Raw genomic sequence first — 14,732 nt, forward strand, 5'->3', positions numbered from 1 at the left:
GGTTATTTGTATCTAGTAGTTGAAAATAAAAGGAAAAAGAATGAAAGCAATTATCCCTGTTGCAGGTTTGGGAACAAGAATGTTGCCAGCGACCAAAGCAATTCCAAAAGAGATGCTAACTATTGCGGACAAACCATTAATCCAATATATCGTGAATGAGTGTGTGGCTGCAGGCATTAAAGAGATTGTTTTAGTAACACATTCTTCAAAAAATGCGATAGAGAACCATTTTGATACTTCGTTTGAATTAGAAACGATGTTAGAAAAACGGGTAAAACGTCAATTATTGGAAGAAGTTCGTTCAATTTGTCCTAAAGATGTGACTATTATGCATGTCCGTCAAGGATATGCGAAAGGATTAGGGCATGCGGTACTCTGTGGACGAGCATTAGTTGGTAACGAACCATTTGCGGTGGTTTTACCAGATGTGATTTTGGCTGAGTTTACTGCGGATCAGAAAAAAGATAATCTTGCGGCGATGATCAAGCGTTTTAATGAAACTAAAGCCAGCCAAATTATGGTAGCACCTGTGGCACAAGAAGATGTCTCTAGTTACGGTATTGTGGATTGTGGTGATGTTGATTTAAATGCGAATGAAAATGCAGTAATTCATAATATTGTTGAAAAACCGAGTGTTGAAACTGCACCATCTAATTATGCTGTAGTTGGTCGTTATGTATTCTCAGCTGGAATTTGGGATCTGCTTGCAAGAACGCCTGTTGGGGTTGGTGATGAAATTCAGTTAACGGATGCTATCGATCTGTTAATTAAACAGGAAACAGTTGAAGCTTTTACGATGAAAGGTAGAACTTTTGACTGTGGTGATAAGATTGGTTATATGCAAGCATTCGTTGAGCATAGTTTACATCATCCAAAATTAGGTGATGAATTTAAACAATATCTTCTACAATTATCAAAAACGCTAAAATAATCATCTCTTTTGAATAGGCTAAACTGAGTTTAGCCTATTTTTCTACCTATTCCATAGTAAATTGTCATTAAAAAATTTCTACTAACGCTAATTTTATCTTTTTTATGTTCGTTTTTTGAGTTTTTAAACTCAAATTTGAACATAAGAAAATAAAAAATCAAAATTCTTTGTGATAACGCTCACAAATAATAAATCATCTAGATAACAACCCTATGTTTTTGTGCTATTTTACGCATGAAGTCTTTTGAGTCTTTATAATAAAAAATTGGAGGATTACTTATGTTTGGTTTTTTGAAACCCGCTCCTGAGAAGCCAATGCTTCCAGAAGCACAAATTGATCCAACGTATCGTCGGTTACGTTGGCAAGTATTTTTTGGTATTTTCTTTGGTTATGCAGCTTATTACTTTGTTCGTAGTAATTTTGATTTAGCTCAAAAAGGATTAATTGAAGCTGGAATGTATACTAAAACCGAACTTGGTATTATTGGGATTGCACCAGGTTTAGCATACGGTTTATCAAAATTCTTTATGGCAGCTGTTTCTGACCGTTCTAATCCAAAAATGTTCTTACCATTTGGTTTGGCGCTTTCTGGGTTATGTATGACCCTAATGGGATTAATTCCATGGGCAACATCTGGCATTTTAATTATGTTCGTGATTTTGTTTATCAATGGTTGGTTCCAAGGTATGGGATGGCCTCCTTGTGGCCGTACTATGGTGCATTGGTGGTCAAAGAAAGAACGTGGAACAATCGTTTCTATTTGGAATACTGCACATAACTTAGGTGGTATGATGCCAGCTGTATTAGTCGGTATTGCAAGTTCAATTTATGCAGCAAATCACCCTGAAGTGGCGAAAGTGACTTTTGCCCATGTATGGCAAGAAGCATTGTATTATCCAGGTATTGCCGCAATGGTTGCAGCTGTCATTATTTTCTTTGTTATGAAAGATACCCCTCAATCCTGTGGTTTACCACCAATTGAGAAATATAAAAATGACTATCCTGAAGATTATGATGAAAAAACTTATGAACATAATCTTAGTACTAAAGATATCTTCATTACTTATGTATTGAAAAACCGTTTACTTTGGTACATTGCGATTGCGAACGTATTTGTGTATCTCATTCGTTACGGTATTTTGAAATGGTCTCCAGTTTACCTCGGTGAAGTGAAACACTTTGATATCAAAGGTACAGCGTCAGCGTATGCAATTTATGAGTTTGCGGCGATTCCAGGTACATTACTTTGTGGTTGGGTATCTGACAAAGTGTTTAAAGGTAAACGTGGTTTAACTGGTTTTGTGTTTATGGTGTTAGTGACGATTGCTGTTGTTGTTTTCTGGTTAAACCCAGCAACACCACAAGAAGAGTTAGCACAATATGCAAACTTACCATGGTATAAAAATCCATATCAATTAACAGATTTTATTCTTATGACAACTATTGGGTTCCTTATCTATGGTCCTGTTATGTTAATCGGTTTACATGCACTTGAATTAGCACCGAAAAAAGCAGCAGGTACTTCTGCAGGCTTTACCGGCTTATTCGGATATCTTGGTGGTACAGTAGCTGCAAGTGCGGTTGTTGGTTGGGCATCTGATACTTATGGCTGGGATGGCGGTTTCTACGTTATGGTAGGTGGCTCAGTATTAGCCTGTGTATTAATGTTAATCACTATGATGGAAGAAGGTAAACATAAAGCGAAAATTGCTCGAGAAGATCGTTACGGTAATTAATTTCTAATAGAGGCGATAACTAGTTTATCGCCTTTTTTGTATCTAAAATATAAAGGAGAAAATGATGAAATTAGCAAACCTTGTTATTGCTTTAATTGGGGCTGGCGTGCTGAGTGGTTGTGCAACTCAATCTGCAATGGAAAAAAACAATATGTGTGATGAAAAATTGGTGATTGCTCATCGTGGAGCAAGTGGTTATATCCCTGAGCATACTTTAGAATCTAAAGCGTTAGCTTTTGGGCAACAAGCAGATTACTTAGAACAAGATTTGGTGATGACTAAAGATAATCATTTAGTGGTGATTCATGATCATTTCTTAGATGGCTTAACTGATGTAGCACAAAAATTTCCAAAACGTCATCGTAAGGATGGCAAGTATTATGTAATGGATTTCACTTTAGCTGAAATTAAAAGTCTGAATATGACTGAAAATTTTAAAACAGAAAATGGTAAGCAAGTCCAAGTGTATCCAGATCGTTTCCCTATGTGGAAATCTAATTTTAAAATCCATACCTTTGAAGAAGAAATTGAGTTTATTCAAGGGCTAGAGAAATCAACAGGTAAAAAAATTGGTATCTATCCAGAAATTAAAGCACCATGGTTACACCATCAAGAGGGTAAAGATATTGCTTTAGCAACATTAAAGGTATTGAAGAAATATGGTTATACCAGTAAAAATGATCGTGTTTACCTGCAAACCTTTGATTTTAATGAGTTAAAACGAATTAAGACAGAGCTAGAGCCAAAATTGGGTATGGATCTTAAATTAGTACAATTAATTGCTTATACCGATTGGCATGAAACAGAAGAAAAAAATGCGCAAGGTAAATGGGTAAATTATAGTTATGACTGGATGTTTAAACTGGGTGCAATGGCGGAAGTTGCTAAATATGCGGATGGAGTTGGACCAGGTTGGTATATGTTAGTTGATGATGAGAAATCAACATTAGGTAATATTAAATATACCCCGATGGTACAAGATATTGCTAAACAGAAATTAGAGTTACATCCTTATACTGTACGTAAGGACGCATTGCCTAAATATATGAAAGATGTCAATGAAATGTATGATGCGTTATATAACAAAGCAGGGGCAACAGGATTATTTACCGATTTTCCTGATTTAGCAGTTAAATTCTTAGAAACTCAATGTAAAAAATAGTTCTTTTTTATTACTACCCAATATTGTTTGAATATTGGGTAGATTTCGATCACATTTTTAATAAAATTCCCATCAATTCTTATCTAATTATGCAAAGATCTGATATTGTTTTGCTATCAGCTAGATAATTGATAAATCGTTTTATCTAGAATTAAATAAATTCCTTTGTAAGCTTGTTGGCGATTAAGGAATTAATCTCTGAACTTACTCCACTAAGCTCATAACGTTCCAATAATTGGTGATTGTATGAAAGAATTATTTCGAGCAAATCTTTATGTTGCAGACTGCGATAGTGTTAACTCTACTTATGATAATGCACATTACACGAGACGTTTTAAATCAGGTATTTTGATGGCAAAAAGTATTGGAATGAATCCGAATATGATTTTTGACAGTCAAGGGTTTGAAATGGTTATTTCAGATCCTAAAGTGAAAAAATTTTTTGCAAAAAAAGTCAAAGAGAAAGAGAAGGAAGGTTTAGAGTATTGTATTAATGTTCATATTTATAATAATTTTATTGAAGATGGATATTTTGACTTTAATGCCAAAGAGAATCCTTTTGAAAGATATTATCATGAGAAATTAAGAGAACATTATTTGTTTAGTTCATATCATTTAACTAAGCAAGAAATAGAAAAAGATAGTTTAATGCAAGAAAAAATTGCTCAGAAACTTACTGCATTAAATGAGTTTGTTCAATATATTTATCAAGAAACAGGAAATAATATTTTTAAAATAAGGAATGATAATGCTGTTTTAGATTTAAGATCATTATTATTAAATAGATCGACATATATGCTGACTGATATTAGTAAATTTTCAGAAATGGATGAAAATTTCAAAAAAATATATATTGATTCATTACAACAATTTAAAGAATTAATTGAAGGTAATATTGATATTAAGAGTCGATCACAGGTGTATCATTTGTTGGAAACTATGTTGGCACGAGAGTTTTCTGAACATTCAGTGATTTTGAAAGAAAAATTAAAAACAGATATTATAGATATTTCCTATAATAGTTCTTTTATCAAAGAAGGCGAAATTTTTCGATATAAAAGTATCGATGCATTAGATATTGTATATGAAAAATTATTTGATTCTTATGCTGATAGTGGGATATTAATAACAGCTTATAATTTATATAAAACAATTAAAAAAATTAAATCAAAAATTGAGATCTTAGACTTAGTGTCGAATCCTGCAGGTATTGTAAATTATCTTGTTGATGAACTATTAAATGAAGCGAGTGATAGAGGTGTGAGTGCTGCACATAAAGCAATATCTTATCTTTTACCAAAGACAAGGTTACTTGGTGTAGCAGAGTCTAAGAATTTATTAATAGGAGTAAAGGCAAGTGTTAAAGACAATAAAAATTAATACGATATTTAAAAATAAATACTTAGAATTGCAAAATAATAATGTCATAGAGGAAACAACAAATAAATCTTTTGAACATCTTCGTTTAATCGAAAAAGAAACAATTTATCCTGGTGCAGTCGCTATTTGTAAATTTGAAGATAAATTATTATTAATTAATAACTATCGTTATGGGATTGCTCGAATGAGTCTGGAGTTTCCTAGAGGTTATGTTGAACAAGGAGAAACTTTGGAAGCGTGTGCGATTAGAGAATTATTTGAAGAAACAGGCATTACATTTAATCCTGAAATTGATTCAATCAAAAGGTTAGGTGAAATTGCAGTAAGCTCTTCTATTATGGCAACAATGACACCATTTTATTTAATTGAACTTAAGCAGTCCTTGCCAGAAATTCATTTGCAATCCGAGGAAAATATAGAAGATTTTAGATGGGAAACTATTGATAATATTATTAAATTGATTAAAGAAGGTGCGATTATTGATAGCTTTACTGTTTGTGGTATAGGTTTCTGCTTGTTATCTAATTAGCATTTAGGTTTCGCAGGGCGACTTCATTTTATTCGCAAGCAAGCTTGCTCACCCTAACGGGCCGTTGCAAGCAACGTTCAAAAAGCTATCGCTTTTTGTCATTGCTCGTACAAAGAAAATGAAGCAAAAGACAACGCAAAGCGTTGAATGTTGCTGAAAGCAACAGCCTGAAGGCTGAGTGAAGCGAATAAACACGCCCTCACTCACTTGCTATTCCTCATTCCAATAAGATTTTCCGGGCGGCAAAAAACAGAGATTTTTCTCACTCCGTTCGAAAAAAGATCACTTTTTTTGCCTAAAAATCTTATTTGCATTCGGGCAAGTGTGAGAGGGAACCCATTAAACATTTATTAAGATTTGTGCATAAATTTAGGTTTGCCAGTAGCTTGAGTTCAATATGTAACACAATTTAATTAAATTTATTTTTTGCGATCTCACTTCCATTTTCTATACCTCAACATAGATTCAGTTTTGACTCTTTTACACAATGACTCTCGTCATAATGCTATGACATTCTATGGTTATTTATTGATGAGGTATTTATGAAATTAAAACATCTTCTATTTATGATTTGTGGTTCTTTGTCTGTGTTATTTACCCCTTTTTCGATGGCAACAACAGAGGCGACTGACCAAACACAAGTTGAAGCGACGGTAGTACAAAGCGATAAGGTGAATTTAAATACTGCGACGGCTGAACAGTTACAGAAAGGATTGGTTGGCATTGGTGCTAAAAAAGCACAAGCTATTGTTGAGTATCGCGATCAGCATGGGCCGTTTGTAGCCTTAGAACAGCTTACAGAAGTAAAAGGAATTGGCAGTGCAATTTTTGAGAAAAATAAGGGGAGAATGACGATTGAGTAAGATAAATAGACAAACACAATAATTGATTAGCAGTGTAAAAAAATAGCTCCCAAATTAAGGACAATTTGGGAGCTTTTTGATTCTATTGTAAAAGGTCAGTATTTAATCAGCCCATACCGTATTTTTTTAATTTTTTACGTAATGTACCGCGGTTAATGCCTAACATAGTTGCAGCACGAGTTTGATTACCACGGGTATATTGCATAACCATATCCAACATTGGATGCTCAACTTCTGCTAATACTAATTCATAGAGATCATTCACATCTTGTCCATTTAGTTGTGCTAAATAGTTTTTTAATGCTTGTTTTACAGAATCACGTAATGGTTTATTAGTTACTTGAGCTTGAGCATTTAACGTTGATACAGTTAAAGCTTCGGCAGTGCTACGTTGTTCGAACATTTTTTCCCTTTATCTACTTTATTATGATTACGACATTAGTCGGATTGAACACAAAAATTCCTCTAATGCATCTAATTGATCATTTGGATCAGTTAAAGCATTAAAAGATCTCTTAAAATCAGAGCATGAACAGAAGCGATCCACATACCAAGCAACGTGTTTACGTGCAATACGATAACCTTTCTCGGCACCATAAAATTGATGCAAGTTTGCAATATGCTGCAATATTACCGCTTTCTTTTCAGAAAATGGTAAGTCAGATGCTGGGCTATTCTTCTCTAATAATTCGGTAATTTCTCGAAAAATCCATGGATTTCCCAATGCTCCACGGCCAAGCATAACAGCATCAGCACCTGTATAATCTAAGACTTCCTTGGCTTTGTTTGCGGAATCAATATCGCCATTGGCAATGACGGGAATTGATACAGCTTGTTTTACAGCTTTAATACTGTCGTATTCTGCTTGCCCATTAAATAGACAAGCACGAGTGCGACCATGAATAGTGAGTGCTTGAATTCCAGCATCTTCTGCTATTTTTGCAATTAAACTGCAATTGCGATGTTGTTGATCCCAACCAGTTCTTATTTTTAACGTAACGGGAACATCAACCGCATCTACCACGGCTTTTAAAATCTTAGCAACGAGATCAGGATATTGTAATAACGCTGAACCCGCCAATTTCTTATTCACTTTCTTGGCAGGACAACCCATATTAATATCAATGATTTCTGCGCCGTAACCGACATTAACCTGTGCTGCTTGAGCCATTTCATCCGGATCACTACCTGCAATTTGCACAGCATTGATCCCAATCTCAGGATGATGAGCCAAACGTAATTTAGATTTTTCGGTATGCCATACATCAGGATTTGTCGACATCATTTCAGAGAAAGTTAATGCCGCACCATATTGTGAACAAATACGCCGAAAAGGAAGATCAGTAATCCCTGCCATAGGTGCTAAGATGACGGGATTTTTCAAAATAAATTGACCAATCTGCACACTTATTACCTATTGCTACCTATCGTTTTTTCGTTCTTCTATGGATTAATTGATGATGACAAAATCGCCAGTCTTTGGGACTGAAACGGTCGCTTATAATACGCACTTTTATAGCAATAGTGAAGCCCTAAATGCGATTTTACGAAGAAAAAGTGTACTTTTTTTCGACTTAATTCGCTGAAAGTTTAAACAATGTAAAATTTTTATGATTAAAATCGAAAATTGATCAAACCTAATTGCTAAAAAGGGAATAAAAAGCGATGATTTCTTTCCATATGACATTTCTCAGGTGCAAACGCAAAGGAATAAGGAGAATATATGGAACAGAGAAAACCTGACTTACAATGGTTATCCGATCCTGCCATTTTTGCAGTCAATAGATTGCAAGCACATTCAGATCATCGTTATTACGCTACAACAAGAGAAGCAAAACGCAGAGGTGAAATGCCAATGCGATATTCATTGAATGGTGATTGGTTTTTTCATTATGCAAAGAACCTAGCACAACAGCCATCAGATTTTTATCAATTAGACTATGATAATCGCAGCTGGCAAACCATAAGAGTACCAGGGCATATTCAGTTACAAGGGTTTGTGCAACCACATTATGTAAATACGATGTACCCTTGGGATGGTAAAGCAGATATTCGCCCACCAGCGATTCCCGTTGCGGAGAACAGTGTGGGAAGTTATGTAACCTATTTTTCTGTTCCAGCAACTTGGCAAACTCAACCTGTGTTTATTTCGTTTCAAGGGGTAGAAACGGCATTTTTCATTTGGTTAAATGGCGAATTTGCTGGATATAGTGAAGACTCTTTTACGCCAGCAGAGTTTGAACTTACGCCTTTTTTACAACCAGGTGAAAATAAATTAGCAGTAGCAGTTTATCAACGTAGTACTGGCAGTTGGTTAGAAGATCAGGATTTTTGGCGTTTCTCAGGGATTTTTCGTGATGTTTATCTTTATACCGTGCCTAAAATTCATCTCTATGATCTTGATAGTAAAATTGCGGTGAGTGAAGATCTCAACCACGCAGAAATTACACTTAAAACTCAATTTTTATCCGCTAGTCCAATGGGGATCAAAACAATTAAAGCATCATTGTTTGATCAACAAGATCAATTAATCGCTACAACGGAATGTACTACCACAGCAGAACAAGCAGAATTAGCGTTATCCGTACAATCGCCATATCTATGGAGTGCTGAATCCCCTTATTTATATCAGTTATATCTAGAAATCTTTGATGAGCAACAACAACTAATTGAAGTGATACCTCAACAATTAGGTCTTCGCCGTTTTGAACTAAAGAATGGCGTGATGCAATTAAATGGTAAGCGCATTGTCTTCAAAGGCGTAAATCGACATGAATTTAATTGTGTTCGTGGGCGGGCGATTACTCAAGAAGATATGTTGTGGGATATTCAGGTATTAAAACAGCATAATTTTAATGCTGTACGTACTTCACATTATCCAAATCAAACCCTTTGGTATGAACTTTGTGATCAGTATGGCTTATATGTGATAGATGAAATGAATTTAGAAACACACGGTTCATGGCAAAAAATGGGAAAAGTTGAGCCATCTTGGAACATTCCAGGAAGTGATCTGCGTTGGAATGAGATTGTATTAGATCGGGCTAAATCAATGTATCAACGAGATAAAAATCATGCCTCGATCTTAATTTGGTCTTGTGGTAATGAATCTTATGCTGGAGAAGTGTTATTAAATGTTTCTCGTTATTTTCATCAACAAGATCCTTATCGTTTAGTACATTATGAAGGCGTATTCCATTGTCGTGAATTTGATCAGATCAGCGATATGGAAAGCAGAATGTATGCAAAACCAGATGAAATAGAGGCTTATCTGCAACAACAACCCGCTAAGCCATATATTAGCTGTGAGTTTACTCATGCAATGGGAAATTCAAATGGCAATCTGGATAAATATATTGCCTTAGAAAAATATGAACAGTATCAAGGCGGTTTTATTTGGGATTTTATCGATCAAGGATTATTGCAGAAAGATCGTTATGGCAAGCCTTATCTTGCTTATGGTGGCGACTTTGATGATCGTCCGACGGACCGTAATTTCTGCTGTAATGGTCTAGTATTTGCGGATCGTACTTTATCTCCTAAAATGCAAGAAGTGAAATACCTTTATCAAAATTTAAAATTATTGCCACAACAAGATAAGGTATTAATTCGTAACGAAAATTGTTTTATTGATACGCAAGATTATTACTTTATTGCACATTTACTGTTGAATGGTGTAGAACAGCAACAAATTCGATTTGAAGCGATAATTCCTGCCTTATCCACAGAAGAAATTCAACTAGAATGGGATCAAGAAAACTTACAGCAAGCGGGTGAGTATTGTGTACAAGTAACCGCTCATTTAAAGCAAAAAACAGTGTGGGCAGAAGCGGATAGTGAGATGGCTTTTGGACAATTTATTTTTAGTCAAGCTGAAGGTATTCAAACTGAAACAGCATTAGCAACCCAAAAATTAACAGTGATTAATGGAGATATTAATCTTGGCGTGAGAGGGGAACATTTTTCTGCACTATTTTCTCGCCAAGAAGGAAGCCTGATCTCTTTGGTTTATCACGGTAAAGAGTTGATCAAGACCGCACCAATGCCACTGTTTTGGCGTGCAACAACAGATAATGATCGTGGTACAGCAAGACGTTTTAAAGCAGGATATTGGTTAATGGCGAGCTTATCAGGGCGTTGTAAAGAAATGGTATGGCAATCTATTGCTGATGAGTGTGTGGAGGTGAAATTCACCTATATTTATCCAATTTATCAACAACTGAACGTAGTTGTAATTTATCGTGTCTTTGATTCTGGTGAAATCAGGGTAATTTGTGAATATGAAGGGCAAGAGGGATTACCTGATTTGCCAATTTTTGCATTAAGTTTTCGGACAGATGCGGAATATCAACAATTAAGTTGGTATGGGTTAGGTGAAGCAGAAAATTACCAAGATCGTTGTTGCGGTGCAAAATTAGGGATTTTCCATAATTGTGTAAGCGAAAATTATGCACCTTATAGTATTCCGCAGGAAACAGGGAATCGAACGGGAGTGCGTTGGGTAAAATGTTATAACCAAGCAGCAACAGCTGGCTTCCAAATAGAAGCCGTTGATCAGCCATTAGAGTGTAACTTCTTACCTTATACAGCATTTGAAATAGAAAATGCACAACATCATTATGAATTACCGCCAATCCATTACACAGTAGTGACCGTAGCAGCTAAACAAATGGGCGTAGGCGGTGATGATAGTTGGGGAGCAGAAGTCCACCCTGAATATCGTATTCCTGCAACGGAACGGATCTGTTTTAGTTTTACATTAAGTGGTTTAGTGATGTAATAAACATTTGTATTTTGTTATAAGTAAAAAATGCCCATGATTTGCAGTAATCTAGAAATTATGGGTATTTTTATACCTAATTTCAGGTAATTTAGTCACGAAATTGGTTTTTCTTATAACTTATAGCTATATATAAAGCAAAATAGCTATTTTCCTTTCTATCGACCTCTCATTAAAATTTATTCATAAAGTCTAAAATTTAATTTAAGGAATTCACAATGAAAACAACATTTAAAAAATATTTGAAAGGAACATTTGTTCTTTCTTTAGGTTTAGCATTAGCACAATCTGCATTAGCATTAACTAATGAAGAAGCAGCGGCAGATTTAGCAAAACGTGTTAATGAACATGGGACAATCGTTGTAGGAACAGAGGGAACTTATCCTCCGTTCACTTACCATGATGAGTCAGGCAAACTAACCGGGTATGATGTTGAATTAACTCGTTTAGTGGCAAAAGAGCTTGGCGTGAAAGTGGATTTTAAAGAAACACAATGGGATGCAATGTTATCAGGCTTAAATAACCACCGTTTTGATATTGTTGCTAACCAAGTCGGTTTAACTTCACCAGAACGTCGTGCGAAATATGATAAAACAACAGAATATAGTTATTCTGGTGCAGTTGTGGTGGCTCGTAAAGGTGAAACCCGTGTTAAAGACTGGGCAGATCTAAAAGGTTTAAAATCAGCACAATCTTTCACCAGTAATTACGGTGAATTAGCCACTAAAAATGGTGCAGAGATTGTTGGTGTTGATGGCTTAGCGCAAGCAATCCAACTGGTGTTACAAAACCGTGCAGATGTCACCTTAAATGATCGCCTTGCAGTATTAGATTTCTTACATAAACACCCAAATGCAAATTTAGAAATTGTATTACGTGATAAATCACAACCAGTCGGTTCTGGTTTTGTCTTCAATAAAGGTAACCAAGCGGTGATTGCGAAATTTAATGCAGCTATCGAAAAATTAAAGAAAGAAGGCAAATTAAAAGAACTTTCAACTCAATTCTTTGGTGAAGATGTTTCTGTTATTGAATAATTAAATCAGTATTTATAAGTGGAGGTGGGTATGTTACTACGTAAGATTGTTAAAGGATTAGTAGTGTTAGGCTTCTTTAGTGCGACAGCGGCTTTCGCTAACCAAGCTGATTGGATGACAAAAGATACACTGACAGTCGGTACTGAAGGAACTTACCCGCCTTTTACTTATCATGATGAAAATGGCAAATTAACCGGCTACGATGTTGAAGTTGCTAGAGCAGTAGCGGAAAAACTTGGTTTAAAAATTGAATTTAAAGAAACTGCCTGGAATGCATTATTAGCAGGATTAAATAATGGGCGTTTTGATACAGTGGTAAACCAAGTTACTATGAATGATGAAAGAAGAAAGAAATATCAAAGTTCATTACCTTATAGTTATTCTGGTGCAGCATTAGCCGTACGTAGTAGTTTAAGCCAAGTTCATGCAGTAAAAGATCTTAAGGGCTTAAAAGGTGGTTTAGCATTTACCAGTAACTTTGCTGATTTAGTTCGTCAGAATCAAGGAGAAGTTGTACCAGTCGAAGGTGGCTTAGGTCAAGAAATGGCACTGGTGGCACAAGGACGTGTCGATTTTACACTTAATGATCGTCTTGCGGTGTTGTATTACCAGAAAAAATTAAATGCTAATGATAAGATCCAAGTGATTGATTTACCTGAAGAAGGTAAAGTAAGTGCAGGATTTATCGTTAGAAAAGATGACAATGATAAGTTAAAAAAATTAAATCAAGCCTTAACAGAACTGAAAAAGGAAGGTAAATTAGCCGCCATTTCTAAACAATTTTTTGGAGTAGATATTAGTGAGCAGTAGTATTACGGAGAGCATCTCGGCAATTTCCCACTCAATTCTGAGTGCACTTCCTTGGATGGATGATAATAAAGCATCAATTGCGATTGATGCTTTTTTTCCTATGTTAGAGGGAATGGTTTATTTCACGATTCCACTAACTATTATTTCATTTTTACTCGGTATGTTAATTGCATTAGCGATTGCTTTAATTCGAGTAACGCCACAAAAACATTTTGTACACAAAGTGGCAAATGGTGTAGCCAATTTTTATATTTCTGCGATTCGTGGTACCCCATTATTGGCACAGTTATTTATTATTTTCTATGCTTTGCCAAATGTTGGAATTACTTTAGATCCATTGCCAACCGCAATTATTGCTTTTTCATTAAATACTGGGGCTTATGCTTCAGAAACCGTGCGGGCAGCCATCTTATCTGTGCCAAAAGGGCAATGGGAGGCAGGTTATACAATTGGTATGAGCTATTGGCAGAATTTTTTCCGAATTATTGGACCACAAGCGTTACGAGTTGCTGTACCGCCACTTTCCAATAGTTTTATTGGCTTAGTTAAAGAAACTTCTTTAGCGAGTGTGGTGTTAGTGCCAGAAATGATGCGTCAGGCAAATATTATCTCATCACGTACTTATGAGTTCTTACTGATTTATTGTGAAGCTGCATTAATGTACTGGGTTGTGTGTGCATTATTAAGTTATGTGCAACAACGTTTAGAAAAACATTTTGAACGGTATGTGGCGAGGTAAGTATGTTATCGATTAAGAATTTACATAAAGCATTTGGTGATCATCAGGTTCTGAAAGGGATTGATTTACGGATTAATAAAGGTGAAGTTATCGTATTATTAGGGGCTTCTGGTTCTGGTAAAACAACATTATTACGTTGTTTAAATTTATTAGAAACACCAGATGCTGGCACAATAGAATTCGATGATGGTTCATTGGCGATTGATTTTGCGAAACCTTTAACTAAAGAGAAAGTACAGGCATTACGTAAAAAAAGCGGTATGGTTTTTCAAAACTATAATTTGTTTCCACATAAAACCGCATTAGAGAATATTACGGAAGGCTTAATTGTTGTGCAAAAAGTTGCTAAAGCGGAAGCAGAGGCAAAAGCACACCATTTATTAGCTCGAGTAGAGCTAGCAGATAAAGCTAATTTTTATCCATTCCAACTTTCTGGTGGGCAACAACAACGAGTAGGAATTGCTCGTGCATTAGCGATTGAGCCAGAATTAATGTTGTTTGACGAACCGACTTCAGCATTAGATCCTGAGTTAGTACAAGGTATGTTGGTATTAATGAAATCTTTGGCGAGTGAGGGATGGACAATGGTGATTGTGACTCATGAAATCCAATTTGCTCGTGAAGTTGCGGATCATGTGATTTTGATGGGGGATGGACAAATCATTGAACAGGGTACGCCAGAACAGCTATTTGAATATAGCACTAACCCAAGAACCAATGCGTTTTTGCGTTCCATTAGACGTTAAGTCTTTAGATAAATGAAT

Annotated in this window: 13 protein-coding genes; 11 read left to right on the forward strand and 2 right to left on the reverse strand. The window is 35.5% G+C overall.

All coding sequences use genetic code 11. The features are described 5' to 3' along the window. Positions 1-40 precede the first annotated feature (40 nt). The 6 genes from galU to QV06_RS10985 all read left to right on the forward strand — a co-directional run bounded on the left by galU (position 41) and on the right by QV06_RS10985 (position 6,602). Positions 41-931 carry a UTP--glucose-1-phosphate uridylyltransferase GalU gene (galU, locus tag QV06_RS10960; protein ID WP_065238171.1) on the forward strand — a complete coding sequence of 297 codons (891 nt, stop codon included), beginning with the start codon at positions 41-43 and terminating at the stop codon, positions 929-931. 279 nt (positions 932-1,210) lie between these two features. Continuing rightward, on the forward strand, positions 1,211-2,668 hold the full coding sequence (gene glpT, locus QV06_RS10965) for a glycerol-3-phosphate transporter (RefSeq protein WP_065238172.1): 1,458 nt from the start codon (positions 1,211-1,213) through the stop codon (positions 2,666-2,668). 64 nt (positions 2,669-2,732) lie between these two features. Then, on the forward strand, positions 2,733-3,830 hold the full coding sequence (glpQ, locus tag QV06_RS10970) for a glycerophosphodiester phosphodiesterase (protein WP_065238173.1): 1,098 nt from the start codon (positions 2,733-2,735) through the stop codon (positions 3,828-3,830). 246 nt (positions 3,831-4,076) lie between these two features. Beyond that, positions 4,077-5,210: a hypothetical protein gene (locus tag QV06_RS10975; protein ID WP_065238174.1), complete on the forward strand. Its 1,134-nt coding sequence runs from the start codon at positions 4,077-4,079 to the stop codon at positions 5,208-5,210. Beyond that, positions 5,188-5,739, forward strand: a complete 552-nt coding sequence (locus QV06_RS10980) for an NUDIX hydrolase (RefSeq protein WP_065238175.1) — start codon at positions 5,188-5,190, stop codon at positions 5,737-5,739. The genes QV06_RS10975 and QV06_RS10980 overlap by 23 nt, the downstream gene beginning before the upstream one ends. Before the next feature lie 542 nt (positions 5,740-6,281). Beyond that, on the forward strand, positions 6,282-6,602 hold the full coding sequence (locus QV06_RS10985) for a ComEA family DNA-binding protein (protein WP_065238176.1): 321 nt from the start codon (positions 6,282-6,284) through the stop codon (positions 6,600-6,602). Between the two features lie 106 nt (positions 6,603-6,708). Here QV06_RS10985 and fis read toward each other — a convergent pair whose 3' ends face one another. Together fis and dusB are read right to left on the reverse strand one after the other, a co-directional pair. Next, positions 6,709-7,005, reverse strand: a complete 297-nt coding sequence (gene fis / locus QV06_RS10990; RefSeq protein WP_065234168.1) for a DNA-binding transcriptional regulator Fis — start codon at positions 7,003-7,005, stop codon at positions 6,709-6,711. Positions 7,006-7,032: 27 nt separating this feature from the next. After that, entirely contained in the window at positions 7,033-8,007 is a 975-nt protein-coding gene (dusB, locus tag QV06_RS10995) for a tRNA dihydrouridine synthase DusB (RefSeq protein WP_065238177.1), read from the reverse strand. Between the two features lie 318 nt (positions 8,008-8,325). Between dusB and QV06_RS11000 the strand changes: the two genes are divergently transcribed. The 5 genes from QV06_RS11000 (at position 8,326) to QV06_RS11020 (ending at position 14,714) form a co-directional block, all read left to right on the forward strand. Next, positions 8,326-11,382 (forward strand): glycoside hydrolase family 2 TIM barrel-domain containing protein, encoded by a 3,057-nt coding sequence (locus QV06_RS11000; RefSeq protein WP_065238178.1) that lies wholly within the window; start codon positions 8,326-8,328, stop codon positions 11,380-11,382. 218 nt (positions 11,383-11,600) lie between these two features. Next, the gene (locus QV06_RS11005) at positions 11,601-12,419 is read left to right on the forward strand and encodes a transporter substrate-binding domain-containing protein (protein WP_065238179.1); all 819 of its coding nucleotides are present in this window, start codon (positions 11,601-11,603) and stop codon (positions 12,417-12,419) included. A 30-nt stretch (positions 12,420-12,449) separates the two neighbouring features. Continuing rightward, positions 12,450-13,229 carry a transporter substrate-binding domain-containing protein gene (locus QV06_RS11010; RefSeq protein ID WP_065234173.1) on the forward strand — a complete coding sequence of 260 codons (780 nt, stop codon included), beginning with the start codon at positions 12,450-12,452 and terminating at the stop codon, positions 13,227-13,229. A gap of 22 nt (positions 13,230-13,251) precedes the next feature. Further along, positions 13,252-13,968: an amino acid ABC transporter permease gene (locus QV06_RS11015; protein WP_209435897.1), complete on the forward strand. Its 717-nt coding sequence runs from the start codon at positions 13,252-13,254 to the stop codon at positions 13,966-13,968. 2 nt (positions 13,969-13,970) lie between these two features. Further along, entirely contained in the window at positions 13,971-14,714 is a 744-nt protein-coding gene (locus tag QV06_RS11020) for an amino acid ABC transporter ATP-binding protein (protein ID WP_065238181.1), read from the forward strand. The last annotated feature ends 18 nt before the right edge of the window (positions 14,715-14,732 follow it).

Source organism: Gallibacterium genomosp. 3, from assembly GCF_001678475.1.
GTDB lineage: Bacteria > Pseudomonadota > Gammaproteobacteria > Enterobacterales > Pasteurellaceae > Gallibacterium > Gallibacterium faecale.